We start from the raw sequence: 16,546 nt of genomic DNA, 5'->3' as shown, positions 1-16,546 counted from the left end.
AACGCGTCGGGGGGAAATCGTCATGACTGTCGGAACGGCCAAACCGCAATACGGGTTTTTGAAAGTCCGAGGGATCTTCGCCTATCTCTTCTGTCTTTCGGGCATCATCAACATACTGGCCCTGACTGGGGCCTTCTATATGCTGCAGATCTACGACCGAGCCTTGACGAGCGGCAGCGTCTCCACGCTGGTGGCTTTATCGGTTCTGGCAATCGGGCTTTATCTATTCCAGGGCGTCTTCGACATCCTGCGATCTCAGATTCTCATCAGACTGGGTGCCCGTCTCGACAATCGCCTTGCACCGTTTGCCCACACGGTCGCGATTGAAATGCCACGCTACGGCTATTCAACCGCAGAGGCGATGGAACGGGGGCGCGACGTCGACACTCTACGCGGATTTCTGGCCGGTCAGGGGCCGATCGCCCTCTTCGATCTTCCCTGGATGCCGCTCTATCTTGCCTTCGTCTGGCTGCTCCATCCGATGCTCGGTCTGTTGACGATCGGCGGTGCAATCGTGCTGGGGTTGATCGCTGCGACGACGGAGCTCATGACGAGACGCAGTGCCCAGTCGATGATCAGGACGTCGGTGACACGCAGTTCGGTGGCGGATTCAAATGCGCGCAATGCCGACATCCTGCACGCCATGGGAATGACCGGTCGGGCGGTGGAAAGGTTCGAAAGGGCCAATCGCAGCCACCTCGATTGTCAGACACGGACATCAGATATCAGCGGGACACTGTCGGGGCTTTCGAAAGTGCTGCGGATGATCCTGCAGTCAGCCGTGCTTGGCCTTGGCGCCTTCCTGGCCATCAGGGGTGATCTGTCGCCGGGTGCGATCATCGCATCATCGATCGTCACGGCTCGCGCCTTGGCGCCGGTCGACCAGGTCATCGCTCAGTGGAAGGGTATCGTCAGTGCGCGCCGCAGTCATCACCGGTTGACAGAGACTCTAGCGGTCCTCAGGGACAAGAGCGGACAAATCGAACTCCCATCGCCGCATCAGAGTCTCGTTGTCGACAACGTCACCACCGTTGCCCCGCATTCGGGCGCCGTGTTGGTCAGCGACGTGAGTTTTGCGCTAAAGGCTGGCCAGGCGCTCGGACTGATCGGCCCTTCGGGTGGCGGCAAGACCACGCTTGCACGGTCGATCCTTGGAATCTGGCCAATACTGCGCGGATCGATCCGGATCGACGGGGCTGACCTGAACCAGTGGAATGAAAATTTCTTTGACCGTCATGTCGGGTATCTTCCGCAGGATGTCGCGCTGATGGAAGGCACCATCGCCGACAACATCTCGCGCTTCGCCAAGGTTCCGGATGCTCGCAAGATCATCAGTGCCGCCAAAGCCGCCGGCATTCATGAAATGATCGTGCATCTGCGCGAAGGCTATCAAACGGAACTGGGACCACATGGCACCGCGCTCTCGGCCGGCCAGCGCCAGCGCATTGGGCTTGCAAGGGCGCTCTACGGCGATCCCTTCCTGGTGGTGCTCGATGAGCCCAACTCCAATCTCGACGCCGAGGGTGAGGAGGCCCTCACGCAAGCGATCGCATCCGTCAGGCAGCGCGGCGGCATCCTCGTCATCGTCGCGCATCGACCGAGTTCCCTCCAGGCGGTCGACATGGTGGGTGTTGTCCAGAATGGTCGTCTCGTCGCCTTCGGCCCCAAGGACGAGATCGTACAACCAAGTAAGGTTCGCCCGCTCGTCGTCGAGCGAACCGCGCCATCCGAGCGGTCTCCTCGATCGCATGTGGGAGAGTAGCCAGAGAGGTGGATGGCCATGGCCATGGAAGAAAAACTTGTCCTCGGCCTCCCGAACGACGGAAAGTCCATCGTCGCACCGGCCAATGCTTTTCGTCTGAGCGAGAAGGAGCCGCATGGCCGCGTAAAGTATGGGATGCTGCCGGCGCTCGTCGTGGGGGTGGTCGGTGCTGAACTGGCCGGATCTGACGAAAATAACGCCGGACAGCAGTTACCTTTGCTTCAAGATGACGTGACCGCTGATCACGCTCCGCCGGCCGAGGTAAGCCTTAGTGCAATCGAGGATGCGGCAGCCTTCCTGCGCCAGCTAGCGGCAGAGATCGCGGCACAGGGAAATCCTGCTCCCACCTCCAGCAGCATGGTATCGGTGAAACTAAGCTTTGCCGGTGGCGGCGAACCTTACTCCTCAAGCATTCACATGAACCGGCTGGTGCGGGCCTTCAACGACAATGACGGGCGTATTCCAGGCGACGGCGACAGTTACCGTTTTCCGGCCAATGTCTCTTATCGACCTGGCCCATGGCCATCTCCTGATCACCCCAACGGTGGCCAAGGAGGGCTGCCTGATTGGTGGAGTGATTTCGGCTCCGATGCCAACCCCGATCCCCGGACAGACGACCCGCCCGCAGATGATGTCGACGACGACCGGATCAACAGGCTGCCGATCTCCGCCGGCCGCTCGAGACTTCCCGATACGATGATGAACCTCTCGGCATTGATCCTTCTCGATGATCTGCTTGCATTGGTTCACGACCCGGACGGCGATCCGCTGTCCATAACCGATATCGGCGTTTCAGCAGGAAAGATCGAGGCTTACGGGCCGGGTCGGTGGCTCTATACGCCTAATCGCGGAGCCCTCGGCGAGGTCACTTTCACCTATCGGGTCAGCGACCGCACCGGTGATGCCGTCGCAAAAGCGTCGATGGACTTGGTCAGGCATCCGCCAGTTGAGATTTCCGGTACGGACGGCGACGACCGGCTGCTCGGTACGCCGCACGAGGACATCATCGATGGCAAGGACGGAAATGACGTCATCTATGGCCGCGAGAGTGACGACGTTATCTCTGGTGGCAGGGGCCAGGACACAGTTCTGGGTGGGGACGGCGCTGACATAATCTACGCAGGCGCAGGGCGCGACATCATCTTCGGTGGCGGCGGCGACGATGTCATGTTCGGTGAGGATGGCGACGACGATCTCTATGGCGAGGATGGCAGCGACACTCTGGTCGGGCGCGAGGGCCATGACCGGCTTGTGGGCGGGGCCGGCGACGACCGGCTGTTCGGCGACGGCGGCGACGATGTGCTTGTCGGCGGGATTGGCAACGATCTGCTTGAAGGCGGTGCTGGTAACGACGACCTTTCCGGTGGTGGCGGCGCTGACACAGTGTTTGGCAATGCCGGCAATGACATTGTTCACATGGGCCTCGAGCGCGACGAAAGTGCGTCTCAGGATCCTGATGTCACGGATGGTGACGACGCCTATTTTGGTGGGGAAGGCGTCGATACGATCGACGCGAGCGCTGGTCGTTCAGGCATTGCGATCGACCTGATGACCGGATCGGCGACCGGAACAGCGACCGGTTCTGATCGGATCGACGGCTTCGAGAATGTATCTGCAACCGCCTATGATGATGTCATAACCGGTGACGATGCCGCCAACCTGCTTCACGGTGGTGCTGGCGATGACGTTCTGATCGGCGGTGAAAGTGACGACCTGATCGACGCAGGCGAGGGTGACGATATCGTCCAAATGGCGCCGGCAGCGCCAGGCTCCGATGATGGCGATGATGAATATGATGGCGGGGATGGTGTTGACACGCTGGATTTAGGCGCCTTGCTGCAGGCCGTCCTTGCCGATATCGAGGAGCGATATGTCGAAGGTGAAGAGGTCGGTCGCGACACGATCGTCGACTTCGAGATCATTCGCGGCGGCGGCGGCAACGACCATCTGAAAGGCGGGCAAGGCAGCGACATCTTGCATGGAGCGGCCGGCAATGATCGCCTCGTAGGCCGTGGCGATGATGATATCCTCGTTGGCGGCGACGGTCATGACCACATTGAAGGCAATGATGGCGACGACATCTATGTCGTCGTGCTATCCGCTGATTTGCTGTCTGGCTCAGATGGAGACGACACATTCGACGGTGGCAGTGGCCTGGACAGCTATGATGCCACCTCCACGAGGAACGGGGTGACGATTGATCTCGTATCCGGCACAGCCAGCGGGGAAGAGATTGGTACCGATCACCTGGCCAACGTCGAGATTGCAATCGGCGGCAGTGGTAATGATGTTCTTGTCGATGCCGGTGGAGTGACGGTGTTGGCAGGTGGCGATGGCAGCGACGTCTTCATATTCGCCATCGGATCTGTGTCGGGAAATATCCGCGACGAGATCCGAGATTTCGCCACAGGCGATAAGATCGATTTCTCCGCTCTCGGAAGCCATCTCTTCTTCGGCGGCCTGAGCATTGACGACGATCCGCGATCCGGATCAATCACCTTCCATTACCGCAACTTCGAAGATGCAGAACAGACCGTGGTGAGAACCATCATCGATCTCGAGCACGACGACGACATCGAGATTCTTCTCCACGGTCACCACGACCTGACCGAGCGCGATTTCGTGCTGGCCGTCTTGGATCTGACGACGCAGGAAAACCAGGCTTGATCGAGTTGCGCCCAGATTGGCGCACACAGCAGACACAGAAATATGGGGAGGCTTTATGGGTAAGACTGATGAAACTGAGCGGCCAGAGTCCAGCAATAGTGCCAATGCGTTCGGAGTTTCAGCCCGCATCATCCTATCGGCGACGCTGGCGGGACTGCTCGTTATCGGCGTCGGCGGCTGGGCAGCGCACGCCAAATTGTCAGGCGCAGTCATCGCTTCGGGCAGTGTCGTCGTGCCCGAGCAAGTCAAGGCTATCCAGCACCGAGACGGTGGTATCGTTTCGGAAATTGCGGTCGCCAATGGCGACGCGGTGAAAAAGGGCAGCGTTTTGCTGCGGCTCGACGATACCCAGACCCGCGTGGAACTTGCCATCATCAAAAGCCAATTGCAGCAACTGACGGCAATGCAGGCGCGGTTGATAGCAGAACGTGACGACGGCGCTCAGATTGACTTCGGCGAGGAGCTGCCCAAGTCGATTACCTCAGGCGAAGTCAAGCTGTTTGAGCAAAACCGGCGGATGCTGTCCAGTCAGAAGGACCAGTTGCGGCTGCAGGCTGTGCAGCTCGATGAGCAGGTGCGGGGATTTTCAGCGCAGCGCGAATCCAACGACCAGGAAGGTGCCATCATCGATCAGGAACTGACGAAGTTGGATCGCCTGCTCAAGCAGGGGCTGGTGCCGATCGAGAAGAAACGCGACCTGTTGCGGCAAAAAGCCCGCTTGCAGGGTGCGCGAGGCGAATTGGCCGCCAAGATTGCAGAAGCGCTCGGACGGGTCAGCGAAATCAATGTCAAGCTGCTTACGATCGATCATGAAGTTCGCAAGGAAGCGCAGACAGGTATTCTGCAGGTCGATGCCAAACTTGCAGAGCTGCGCGAGCGAAGCATTGCAGCGGCCGACCGGCTTGCGCGAATGGACGTTCGCGCCCCGGTTGACGGTTTCGTCTACGACCTGCAGATCCATACGTTGGGTGGCATCATTGCATCGGGGGCCACGGTCATGTCCATCGTTCCTCAAACCGATAAGCTCAAGGTCGAAATCCGTATCCCGCCCGTCGACATTGATAGGATTGCCGTTGGCCAGCCGGCTCGGCTCCGCTTCACCTCATTCAACCAGAGAACGACTCCTGAACTTCCTGGCAATGTGGAAATCGTAGCCGCAGCAACCACCGTCGATCGCGCGACCGGCCAGCCCTACTACATGGCATCGATCGCCCTTCACGATCTCGGCATGCTCAAAGGCAACAAGCTCATGCCCGGTATGCCGGTCGAGGTCTTCGTCCAGACCGATGACAGGACTGCGCTTTCCTATTTCGCCAAACCCTTCACCGACCAGATGATGAAGGCATTCAGGGAGGAGTAGAAGGCAGTCGCACCGGCCAGGATTTTTGATGGGAATTTTCTCAAAGTGCAACAACGCTCTCGCGGCCGCAATCCAGGAGTTCGTGACTATCGGGAGGTGGGTAAACCCCTGCAATCTCTGCAAAAGGTCAAGCTTCCCAAGCTGAATATTCATGACCGCTTCCGGCCCCGAAGCGGTCATGACATGAGATGGGATCACGGCCCTGCCGAACTCGAAGGAACCCAAACCCGTGTTGTTGTCTGATGGTCTGATGACAGTGCCAGACTGCCGACAATCGCGATCATGGCAATCAGGATGACGATGATGGGGAAGGCCATGCTGGACGGCTTATCTTCATGGTAGATCATTGATTCCTCCTGCGCCACGGCGGCGCAAGAGACGCCGCCGGGAAACGCCTGCTAGGCCTCGATGATGTAGACAATCGTGAGAGCATCGGGATCGACGATAACGATCCGGCCATCCGCAAGGATGAAGAAGCGGTAGCCTTCATACTCCGGCACGATCTTCACAATGCGCGGCGGCAGCTGTTCAAGCCGGACCTTCTTCGGGAGTTTCGTTCCGACGGAGACGGTGAAGTTCACTTCCTCGACGCGCGCGACATGGACCTCCTGCACTACCTGGTGAATTTCGGTCTGCTGCTCGACGGTGACATTGACATTGGTCTTGCTGTTCGACGTCTGTTTGTTCGTCGTGGTGTTGTTGACGTTGGTTTCAATAGAGCTGTTGTTGGTCGTCGAGGAGTTCTGGTTCGACTGCTTCGCCGCATCGCCACTCTGCGTGGTGCTACTCCTCGAGGCCGAGGGGGCCGAGCCGCTGCCGTCCGTGGTTCCCGCTTTGGTGTTGGACTTCTGCTCTGTCGTGGTACTACCTGAGGCGTCCTGTGAACCGAACGTTGTCTGTGTCGAAGACTTGCCGGACGCGCTTCCGCTTGTCGAAGAGTTGTCGTTCGAAGGCTGCTTGGCACTCTTTTGCGTGTCTGGACTCTGGCCGGACTTCTGCTGCGACGACTGAGCCTTGCCCTGCGGGCAGGCTCCCGAAGCGTCGGGGGTACAGTCGGATTGCGTGCCCGTCTGCGCACCCGCGCCGGATGGAGTAACCATCTGAGAACCAGACTTAGCCTGGCCGCTGCTCTGCGTGTCCTGCTGGGCCGTGGCTGGAAGGGTTGCAAGCGGCGACACGCTCAGCGTCAGCGCTGTCAGCATCATCGTCAGATGACTGCTTTTCATGATCAATCTCCGAGGTTTGGGACACCCGATGCCGCCCGCATCATGCGTGGCATGCGTGCCCTCATTGGTGGAAGAGGGCGGCCGAAGCCGCCCGTCCGTCACTGGATGACCTGGATGACCTTCCGGGAGGAAGGTTCGACGATCACACGCTGTTCGTTGACGATTGCGTATGCATACTTCGGTTCATCGGGAACTGGCGTCACGACCACGGTCGTCGGCAGCGGCTGTCCGACGACAATCTTCTCCTTCACCACGACACGTTCGGTCGGGGCAGGAACCTGCTGAACATAGGTCACGACCTTTGGCGGCGGCGGCTCAAGGAGGCTGCCTGCAACGCCGCCGACGATGCCACCGACAGCAGCACCAGCAGGGCCACCGACGATAGCACCGGTTGCCGCACCACCTGCTGCTCCTGTTACCGTCGACGACTGCGCAAAGGCAGAGGTCGATGCCAACAGGATGCTTGCCGCGATTCCTATTGATTTGATATTCATTGGTTTTCCTCCATTTTGGCGCGGTTTGTCCGCTGCAGAAAAACTGTCTGATGGAGCGACTGTTCCCAAGCTAGGACTTCAGTCCGTGGCTTATAGGACCTTCGTCCTAATCTTCAGGAGTACCGTTCGTCACTGCGTGGGGAAGCGGCCCAGCATCCGGTCCTGGACGTTCTGCGGGCCTACGATCATCGCAGCAAGGGAGATGGCTCTCTCGCGGTCTACGATCTTTGTTATATAGCCTTCGAGCAGGACGACAGGGCCGAGCATCCTAATCGTGATGGCGCTGCTGTCGAGATCCGGATCAGCGGACAGCGCTGCTTCGATTGTCGCGATGGTCGACGCCGAACTATGGCCTTGCGAACAGCACTCTTCATGGCTGTAGCTATCAGAACCGAACTTCATAGTTTCACTCCTCCTGTTCCGCCCCCTCCACGGAACCTCATCTATTTTATCTAAATCTAATATGCGTAGTCGGACCTAAGCGAACCAGTCAGACTTAGGTCCGACTTCCCCCGTTGTCATCTGGCTTAAATCGACCTCCTCCTTATTCGAAAAGGACATAGGGAGGTTTAGTCGTTGCGAGACCGTCGCCTAGACCCGCGTCGGGCGGCCGAGCGCCGTTCCTGTCAGGAACGGTTCTTGCACGGTTAATGAATTGCTAAGCCATGCAAAAGGTCGGTGTAATGAAACGGCACAGAAGCGAAGAGTTCGCTCCTCTGATACTTGTTATGAGCGGACAGAAAGAGAACAGGCCCGTCAAATCGCTCCGCGATATGGCAAAGGCGCTGATCCTCGCCTGGCCCTCTGATGACGGTGAGGAATACATGATCGCCGTAAAGACTTGCCTGGATGCTCTTTACGGTGACGTTTCGGTCAAGGATGCGCGTGCTGCCCTCATTCGAGCCGCGGAAGAGGCAGGCATACTCGTGATCGGATCATTCACTGAGAACTGAGCTTGCAGCAATCGGTTCGTCTTTGATCCTGGCATGGACCACCAGCTGCCAGTTGGGTCCGGCCTTGCGATCTTACTCGATATACGCCTCAAGCAACACCACACGGCCCAGCATCGAGCTATCGAGATCAGGCTCGGCGGACATCGCTGTAGCTAGTCTTCGTCCGCGGAAGAGTCTGTGCCGAAAAGCATAGCGATCATCCTTTTACTTACCTTCGTGAAGAAATCTGCGAACGTTAAGAAAGTTCGGGTTTGGGACTTAGGGCCGAGTAGTCCGCGACGCTGCGGTTCTTTCGGAACAACCGATTTTCGAAAGGGTTTACTCGGAGAAACCCAGACCGCGGTGGCATTGATGGTTGAGGACAGGAGCATCTTCCGAAAGCGTAATTGGCTCGCTACCGTGCGAGGCATTGTTGCGCATAGCGTCAGCGGGCCCGAAGTTGAGACTGCTCCATGCAAGTTGCTGCTTGGCAACGCGATCCTGCACGTCGCGAGGCTCGACCCCTCCGTTTGTAGCACCGCAAATGCGACAATAGAGTTGGAAGGTATAACGCTTGACTGCGACGAGTGTCGGCGGCTTGCCTTGAAATACGGTGACCGGCTTGAGGTTCGCGAGTAGTCAGCAGAATTCTAGCAACGAGAGAGTCCTCTTCGCCTTCAGAATGTCGATGTCCAGATCGGAATGACCGGCTTGGCTGTCGAGCGCCTGCGCTAGGGTCCGACGCCTCTCTTTCTCGCCTCCAGGGCGATATACCGCAGCCCAAATGCACGCTCACCAGCCGCGCCTGTAAACATCGATCGATTGGAGACTGGCCAGCATGAAAGATGTCGTCGTGTTGGTAACAGGCGCAAGCCGCGGTATCGGCCGCGGGATTGCCCTCGCTTTGCTCAGCGAGGGGTCTCGTCCATGAGGAGCTTCGTCGAGCATGCCGCCACATACAATCTATGCAAAGAACCAGCATTGTGGAGCAAGCGCCACAAGAGACAAACGAGACTTGTAGTGTCACAACGACCTACCTCGTTGGAGCTAACCTACGATCCGGCGCGGCCGCGAGCGCTTGACGTATGATCTCTCCCATTCTCGCATGGTTGACGCCATGATCGACCCGTGCCGATTTATGCACGACGACGAGATCAAGCGCGGGCAAGACGATGATGTACTGCCCTCCGAATCCGCTGGCGTAAAACATGGGCACATCGGTGCTGATGCAGTCGCCAGGAGCGTTTGCTGCGGCAGTCACCCAGAGATAGCCGTATCCCTTTCCTTCTCCGATTTCCGAATGGGGTTGAGTGCTTTCTTGAACCCACTTCTCGGGCACGAGTTGCGTTTCGCCCCATCGACCGCCTCGGAGATAGAGTAATCCGACACGAGCAAGGTCGCGGGTCGACATGCGAATCTTGTAGACGGGGTGCCGAGATTCCGGGCCGTGGAGAAAATGGCCATCGTCCAAGCCGAAATCTTGCATCGAAAGAGATGCCGCAACGCGCGATGCGAACGCCTCGAACACCGTTTGCCCCGTTTGACGCTCCAGGATGGTTCCAAGAACATTGAAGTCCCAGTTATTGTAGAACCAATGGGTCCCGGGCTTGTGGCTTCCTCTTGGCGGGCGTCCTTTGTCGGTATCATACACCGAGGGCAAATAGACACCTGATTTAGCCTTCAAGAGGTCCAGCACCGTCGCGGTCTTCTCCACTTCCGTCAGAGGCGTAACGTCATCGATCTCCAAATCTGCCAGCGTATCGTCCGGGTTTATCCTGCCTTCAGCAATGTAAATTCCGTACAGGATGTTGATCAGGCTCTTCCGCACGGATGCCACGCTGGATTTGCAGGCAACGTCACCCCATTGAAAGACGATGCGGCCCGCCTCGATGAGCATGAGCGCTGTCGAGCGGCCGTCCGCCAAATCTTGCGCAAGGCTGGCAAGGTGCGATGATGACCAGCCAGTGTCTCCCGGCATCAGTTCGTCCCATCCGGCACCAGGAACGATCCTGTCCTTCTCAGCGAGAGAAAGTTGGCTGCTGGTCATGACTTCACCAATCGAATCGCTTCGTCAAAAGACCCCATATCGATTTTGAAGTTTCATAAGCGCAAAGCATGCTCCCACGACTAGGAGGCGCCGAACCAGAAAGCTTCAAATACGGCGGCAGCGTCGATCTCGTCAGCAACGCTGATCGAACACTTGCCGTGGCAAGCAGGTTCGAAGAATGATCTTGTGTTGGCAGGTGTTAGGTACAACGGTGTCCGCATCCGGCGGTGGGCTCACGGGATGAATGCAACACGCTATTCTTTTGTCAAAGAGGAGTGTGGACATGAAGCGTCGACGTCGCATGTATTTTTCTGCTGCTCACCGATCGGAGATCTGGGGCCGATGGCAGGCTGGCGAGTCTATGAAGTCGATCGGACGCCTTTTTGATCGGGGATCTTCATCGATCTTCTCAGTGATCTCTCCCGGTGGTGGCATACGTCCGGCCGACTGGTTGCCGAGAATGCTCACCCCGCTCTTACGGTCCACGCACCCACTTCAGCCCGACCGATCAACGTACCAACCGTGCCGATCTCGGCCATGATGCGGCCCACGAGATCGGCATGACCAATTTCGTCTTTCGTGGCCACGCCGAACTGCTCCATCGACGGCATAAGCGTTGCTACCAGGTCGGTCACCAGGTGAACAACGTCGATGGCCGCAGGGCCCGAGGCAAGGACAGACTCGAGCCTCAGTGAAGGCGGGGGAAGACCTGCGGCCTCGAAGACGGGTGCCAGTCCAGTGCCGAGCCTTGTTCTTGCTCCGGCCGCCTCGATCGTGCGGCTGATCCAGTTACAGACGAGTTCATAGGTCGGCACCAACGGAGAGGATCGCGCGCCGCCCCAGTCCAACTCGTGGAAGACGACGATGCCGCCGGGCTTCACATGCAGTGCGATCTTTTCCAGCGCCGTGTGGGGGTCGGGGATAAATTGCAGAACATAGCGGCCAACCACGGCATCAAACGGCGCTCCGAAAGCCATCGCAGCGGGATCGCCTTGCCGGAATTCGATCTGTTTCAGGCCCGCCGACTTCGTTCGCTCTTCGGCAGCTTTGACGGCAACTGCGGATACATCGGTACCGAGCACCTCTCCGCCGGGGCCGACAATGTCGGCGACGAGGATGGCGACGTCACCTGCACCGCTGCCGACATCAAGTACGCGCATCCCAGCCTTGAGGCCTGCGGCTTCGAAAAACCGACGCGTTATGGGGTCGATCAGCCTTGCCTGCGTCGCCAGCCGCCGCATCTCGGCATCTGTATGTCCCAGAGCATAGTCTTGCGCCATTATCTTTCCCTCCAAATGCGTCGAAACGTTTTTCAGTGAAATCAAGATAAGATTCAGGTCGCCTGCCAAGCGGGAACCGGGTCGACCCAGGCGCCCGGCTTCGCGTTCAAGCCGCCGGCTCGAAGGGATGCGGTTCAAGTAGCCATAGATGAAAAAGCTTCAGCAGAACGGAGGGGTGATAAGACGGACGTCCCGTTTGCGCGGGCGAGATGCGGCCAAAGCCAGCACCGGCGAGATCCATCGCATCGACAAATGCGTCGATCACTCGAGCCGGATGATCTTCGTCGATCCAATCCTCAAGACGATCTGGAAAGAGAGTAACCTGATCACGACTGGTGCCCTCGATATAGCCCGACATATCACCTCCGATCTACGAAGATGAGTGTACATCGGGACCGAGTTTTTACACAGCCTCCGCCCAAAGCCGCCGTTGGTAGAGCGAGTACTAGAAGAATGTGCCTGTTCCAGGCGTCGAGCCGATCGAACGTTGCGAGACCGCAAAACTGACTATAGGTTTCGTCATCCAACCTCGACAGGAGCAGAAAATGCAAATTGATCTCACTGGTAAGAGGGCCTTGGTCACAGGATCAACGGAAGGCATCGGCTACGCAATTGCCCGCCAGCTTTCAAGGGCTGGAGCGGATGTCGTGGTCAACGGCCGGTCAGAGGACAAGACTGCAAAGGCCGCTGAACGGCTCAAGGGAGAAGGTGCAAGGAGCAGCGTCAAGTCTGCTGCCGCGGACCTCTCAACCGCCGAGGGGTGTGCGGCACTTGTTGCCAAAATTCCTCAGGTGGACATCCTGATCAACAACGCGGGCATCTTCCAGCCGATCGACTTTTTCGACGCCGGCGACGAGGTCTGTGATCGGCACTGGCAGGTCAACGTCATGTCCGCCGTTAGGCTCTCCCGTGCCTATCTCCCAGGCATGCAGAAGTTAAACTGGGGCCGCGTGATATTCCTGGCCTCCGAATCCGGTTTCAACATTCCGGTCGAGATGATCCACTACGGCGTCAGCAAGACTGCCGATATCGCGGTTGCCCGCGGTCTCGCCAAGCGCATGGCTGGCACGGGTGCCACCGTGAACTCAGTACTCCCTGGCCCCACGCTTTCCGAAGGCGTGGAAGCGATGCTTGCCGACGAGCAAGCGAAAACCGGGTTGCCGCTGGAGGAGATCGCTTCCGCCTTCGTCAAGCAGCATCGCGGCAGCTCGATCATTCAACGTGCCGCCAGTGTCGAGGAAGTCGCAAACTTGGTGACCTATCTTGCCTCGCCGTTCGCTTCCGCAACCACTGGCGCGTCCGTTCGCGTTGACGGTGGGGTTATCGACACTCTCTAGCCGCAGGCTCACTCATTGACATGGCGGCACAGACCCCACTACTCAGGCAGCAGCGGCAGTCCGGCCCAAACGAACATTGCTTTTTCCATCTCAAGACGCTGAAATACAACCCGACGCTAACATCATCGTTCTGGATGATCCACGGGTACGCGATCTGGGCATGCAAGCTGGACGGGCGTCAAGTGAAAGCGATAGCGGTATCGGCAACCCAACCTCGGCCACTACTGAGGGAAAAAGGGTGAAAAATGGCGACTTCATTTTGGGCGGGTAAAGCTGCGGAATACTCGATTCGAGTTTTGGTTTTCCTTTCGCTCGCGGTCAGTGGGGTTGCTGCGGCGGAGTCGAAGGCGCGGGACGAGTTGAAGGCATTTCCCGAGGCACCCGCGGGCCAGCAACGACACGTTATCTTCCTGCCAAAGCGTACCGACGAAAATGCGCGGCGGGTTGGAGTGATAGTAGGTCGAACCGAGTTCGTGGACTGCAATCGGCATACCTTCAGTTCCCGCTTGGAGAAGCGTACGGTTGATGGCTGGGGATACGACTACTACGTCGTTACCGGGGTTGGCGTGGTCGCGAGTACGAGAATGGCTTGCCCGGATAACACCAAGAAAAAAACGCTCGTGCGTAGCTCAGACGAGCCGCTCTTACGATACAACAGCAGGCTTCCCCTCGTGGTGTTTGCGCCTGTCGACGTGGAAATCCGGTACCGGGTTTGGAAAGCCGGCCCAGAGAGACCGACGGACTAACGACACTTCGTTCGGTGGCAAGACGCCGATCGGGTTCGCGATGCGTTGGATGGTTCAATGCCACCGATCAGCCTACGCGACGAGGAGGGGCAGCGCGTGCGGTCGGCGGCGGGACTTCTCATATCTCGCGCCGCTAAGGGAGATGTGCACGCGTTTATTCAACGGACTACCAATGAGTTGTCAGTTAATCAGCGCGACAATCTGGTCACGGCCTCAAAGGAGGCGCATGAGCGCATTGGTCTTCCCTCAAGACTGCTTTCGACGAATTGGACTGTCGACCCCTTCGGATTGCGACGGCTCTTTGACAACATGCTGGAAAAGATCAGAAAAGGCGAAGTCGATGATCTCATTCCTGCCAATCCGCATAATACGGGCTCCAAGAAGCATTACTCGTCCATCTTTCTAAGAATCCAGCGCTACGTCTTTCAAACGGAAAGCGCATTTGGCGCGGTAGGGGCGAGCACGGCAGTCGATTGGATGACGGGGATTCCGTACCCCCGCCTTGCTTGCGATCGCTGTATAAGGCGGAAAAGAAACGAGCAAACAAGATCGCCGAGAATGAAGCGACCAAAGCCGAGAACCCCGCTGCCAAGGTTCGGACACCGCCTCAGATAAATGTAAACTCCATTGTTCGGCGCGAATTCGACATGATCGAGGACGTGTTGCGTTTCCGGTATGTCCAACTTGGCAAGCCTATATCGATTTGCTGAACTTAGCCCTTCGAAATACCGGCAACGAAGCGCGGATCCCTGAGGTCTTCGACTTTCCACTTGCCCTGGAGCTCGGTGTTGCGACCAAGTCTGGCTGGCCATTCATGGAACTTGGCCTGTCGCGTATCGCGTATCGCGGCATCCGCGCTAGAGCCGAGTTATCCAAACTCAACGCTGACCGTTCAAGAAGCGCGAAGTTGGCTGGCAACCGTCGATATTCATCCCTCAGACTGAGCCCGATCATTGTCGACGAGTTACGAAAAATGAAGCTCGTTCGCGCTGAGGAATAGCGGTGTCAGTTTCCTCTCACTAAAGCATAGTTCAGTTCCTCGTAAAGCCGATCTTGCCGTTGTCATTCTTCCGCCATGTCGCACGCGGCCAAGGCGCGTTATATCACCTTTGCTGTCGTAGCTGATGTCGCCGAGGGGGCTTCATGGGAACCTTGAGGCTCTCTGCTACACCTTCTACTTCATAGACGATCCCGACTTGGGCAACGCCTCGTTTCCCGGAAATTCCAGTCCGAAGTGCGTTCCTGATCAGGAATGATCGAGAAGCGATCGAGGCCCGGTCCGATAGGGTTTCCCGTGGCATGTACTATGTCGAGGAGTTCACGACATTGGCGGACGATGTCAGAAGCGCAGTTATCAATGTCCGGATTTTCGAACTAAAACTCAGCGCCCTCCCAATCCGCCAACTGTTCGACGGGTCAAGTCGTCGGATGGGAGGTCTCTGCCAATGTGTGGTCCCGGAAATGTCGCTTCGTCGCCTCGTTGAGTAATCCGGTGTCTACCTATCGGCTTTTGGTATAGATTAGAAAGTAGACATAAAATTGTGTCGCTATCAGACAAAGGAGAAGCCTGAATGGTCTCCGTCCGATATATCGTCGTCGACGTTGACGAGGCGGTCGCGTTCTATCGAGACAACCTCAATTTCAAGCTCGACAAGCACAATCCGGGCAAATTTGCCGCGCTCGTGCGCGACGAACTGACGCTTTATCTCAGCGCCCCAGGTGCAGGAAGCGGTGGTCAGGCGGGTGGCAATCCGAAGCCGGGCGGGTGGAACCGGTTTATGATCATCACGAGCGAACTCGATGCGCTGATTGAGCGGTTGCGCCGGGCTGATGCAAGTTTCCGCGGCGATGTAAGCGCCAGCGGTGCTGGCCGTGCCATCCTGCTCGAAGATCCGTCGGGCAACATCGTCGAGCTCTTCGAGTTCAAGAAGGACTGAGTCCGGCCTCCGCAGCGGTTTCGTCTGCTTTTGGCCGATATCGTTGAAAAAGTCCGTTTTCTGCAACCTTCATTTTTTTAACCGCCGTAGAGGCCGACACAGAAAATTGAGCTGGGGGACCTGCCAATTTTGCGTTCAAGCAGCATGGGGCCGCGTAGCGGAAGTGAAACAGCATCGTGCGGCAACATTCGCTCAGATCACGAATTGGCTGACTTTTCGGTAGGCCCGGATTTTCGACTTTTTCAACATCGGGTAATGGTCAAGAGCTCTTCTCCCGATGCCTGTTAAGATCGGGCCCCGTCATAGAAAGAGGAGACTGACCATGGAGTATTTTGCTGGATTGACGTCTCGATGGACGAGACGCACATCTGTGTTCTGGACCGTGACGGCGCGATTGCCCATCAAGGCAATGCCGCATCGACACCAGCCGCTATCGAAGTGGAGCTGGCCAAGGCGCCGATTTGCAGCCGCGTCGTGTTTGAGACCGGGCGAATGGCGCCGATGCTTTATCATGGTTTGGTCGAACGCGGCGTTCCCGTAGTGTGCATCGAAAGCCGTCAGGCTCACCAGGCGCTGAAGTCGCTTGCGACACACAAGACCGATCGCAACGATGCTCCTGGTCTCGCCCATCTTGCCCGGACCGGCTTCTTCAAGGTCGTGCATGTGAAGTCTTTGCCTGCGCATGCGGTTCGTTCACTGCTGATTGCCAGGAAGAAACTGGTTGGTCAGCGGGTCACGCTGGAGAACCAGATCCGCGG

14 protein-coding genes and 2 pseudogenes are annotated in these 16,546 nt (G+C 57.8%); 9 read left to right on the top strand and 7 right to left on the bottom strand.

Annotated features, from left to right (window positions below):
- Positions 1 to 22 precede the first annotated feature (22 nt).
- Genes BSG20_RS27580 through BSG20_RS27570 form a run of 3 tightly spaced genes read left to right on the top strand, consistent with a single transcriptional unit; the run spans position 23 to position 5,789 of the window.
- Positions 23 to 1,762, top strand: coding sequence for a type I secretion system permease/ATPase (locus BSG20_RS27580; protein WP_072380514.1), 1,740 nt, complete (start codon positions 23 to 25; stop codon positions 1,760 to 1,762).
- Between the two features lie 24 nt (positions 1,763 to 1,786).
- A complete protein-coding gene (locus BSG20_RS27575; RefSeq protein ID WP_072380547.1) occupies positions 1,787 to 4,429 on the top strand; it encodes a calcium-binding protein in 2,643 nt (880 codons plus the stop codon).
- A 55-nt stretch (positions 4,430 to 4,484) separates the two neighbouring features.
- On the top strand, positions 4,485 to 5,789 hold the full coding sequence (locus tag BSG20_RS27570) for an HlyD family type I secretion periplasmic adaptor subunit (protein ID WP_072380516.1): 1,305 nt from the start codon (positions 4,485 to 4,487) through the stop codon (positions 5,787 to 5,789).
- Between the two features lie 194 nt (positions 5,790 to 5,983).
- Here the strand turns inward: BSG20_RS27570 and BSG20_RS36675 are convergent, their stop codons facing one another.
- The 4 genes from BSG20_RS36675 to BSG20_RS27555 form a co-directional block, all read right to left on the bottom strand.
- Positions 5,984 to 6,136 carry a hypothetical protein gene (locus BSG20_RS36675; protein ID WP_167371610.1) on the bottom strand — a complete coding sequence of 51 codons (153 nt, stop codon included), beginning with the start codon at positions 6,134 to 6,136 and terminating at the stop codon, positions 5,984 to 5,986.
- 51 nt (positions 6,137 to 6,187) lie between these two features.
- Complete coding sequence (locus tag BSG20_RS27565; protein WP_072380518.1) at positions 6,188 to 7,015, bottom strand: DUF1236 domain-containing protein; 828 nt, start codon at positions 7,013 to 7,015, stop codon at positions 6,188 to 6,190.
- A 98-nt stretch (positions 7,016 to 7,113) separates the two neighbouring features.
- A complete protein-coding gene (locus BSG20_RS27560; RefSeq protein ID WP_072380520.1) occupies positions 7,114 to 7,509 on the bottom strand; it encodes a DUF1236 domain-containing protein in 396 nt (131 codons plus the stop codon).
- Between the two features lie 129 nt (positions 7,510 to 7,638).
- On the bottom strand, positions 7,639 to 7,911 hold the full coding sequence (locus BSG20_RS27555) for a BON domain-containing protein (RefSeq protein WP_072380522.1): 273 nt from the start codon (positions 7,909 to 7,911) through the stop codon (positions 7,639 to 7,641).
- Between the two features lie 263 nt (positions 7,912 to 8,174).
- Here BSG20_RS27555 and BSG20_RS27550 point away from each other — a divergent pair, with 263 nt between their 5' ends.
- Together BSG20_RS27550 and BSG20_RS37810 are read left to right on the top strand one after the other, a co-directional pair.
- The gene (locus BSG20_RS27550; protein WP_072380524.1) at positions 8,175 to 8,462 is read left to right on the top strand and encodes a DUF982 domain-containing protein; all 288 of its coding nucleotides are present in this window, start codon (positions 8,175 to 8,177) and stop codon (positions 8,460 to 8,462) included.
- A 351-nt stretch (positions 8,463 to 8,813) separates the two neighbouring features.
- Positions 8,814 to 9,080, top strand: coding sequence for a hypothetical protein (locus BSG20_RS37810; protein ID WP_072380526.1), 267 nt, complete (start codon positions 8,814 to 8,816; stop codon positions 9,078 to 9,080).
- Between the two features lie 394 nt (positions 9,081 to 9,474).
- Here the strand turns inward: BSG20_RS37810 and BSG20_RS27540 are convergent, their stop codons facing one another.
- The 3 genes and pseudogenes from BSG20_RS27540 to BSG20_RS27525 all read right to left on the bottom strand — a co-directional run.
- Positions 9,475 to 10,338, bottom strand: coding sequence for a serine hydrolase domain-containing protein (locus tag BSG20_RS27540; protein ID WP_244541457.1), 864 nt, complete (start codon positions 10,336 to 10,338; stop codon positions 9,475 to 9,477).
- A gap of 614 nt (positions 10,339 to 10,952) precedes the next feature.
- Positions 10,953 to 11,768, bottom strand: coding sequence for a class I SAM-dependent methyltransferase (locus tag BSG20_RS27530; RefSeq protein WP_072380549.1), 816 nt, complete (start codon positions 11,766 to 11,768; stop codon positions 10,953 to 10,955).
- 90 nt (positions 11,769 to 11,858) lie between these two features.
- Positions 11,859 to 12,126: pseudogene (locus BSG20_RS27525) on the bottom strand (transposase); the annotation flags it as partial.
- A gap of 187 nt (positions 12,127 to 12,313) precedes the next feature.
- Between BSG20_RS27525 and BSG20_RS27520 the strand changes: the two are divergent.
- The 4 genes and pseudogenes from BSG20_RS27520 to BSG20_RS27490 form a co-directional block, all read left to right on the top strand.
- Entirely contained in the window at positions 12,314 to 13,105 is a 792-nt protein-coding gene (locus tag BSG20_RS27520) for an SDR family NAD(P)-dependent oxidoreductase (RefSeq protein ID WP_072380529.1), read from the top strand.
- A gap of 245 nt (positions 13,106 to 13,350) precedes the next feature.
- Positions 13,351 to 13,851 (top strand): serine protease inhibitor ecotin, encoded by a 501-nt coding sequence (eco, locus tag BSG20_RS27515; RefSeq protein WP_072380531.1) that lies wholly within the window; start codon positions 13,351 to 13,353, stop codon positions 13,849 to 13,851.
- A 1,571-nt stretch (positions 13,852 to 15,422) separates the two neighbouring features.
- Positions 15,423 to 15,788: a VOC family protein gene (locus tag BSG20_RS27495; protein WP_072380539.1), complete on the top strand. Its 366-nt coding sequence runs from the start codon at positions 15,423 to 15,425 to the stop codon at positions 15,786 to 15,788.
- Positions 15,789 to 16,110: 322 nt separating this feature from the next.
- Positions 16,111 to 16,546 (top strand): annotated as a pseudogene (locus BSG20_RS27490) (IS110 family transposase); the annotation flags it as partial.

This window comes from Rhizobium tibeticum (assembly GCF_900110205.1).
In the GTDB taxonomy this organism is placed as follows: domain Bacteria; phylum Pseudomonadota; class Alphaproteobacteria; order Rhizobiales; family Rhizobiaceae; genus Rhizobium; species Rhizobium tibeticum.
This window is presented reverse-complemented; position numbering and strand designations above follow the sequence as displayed.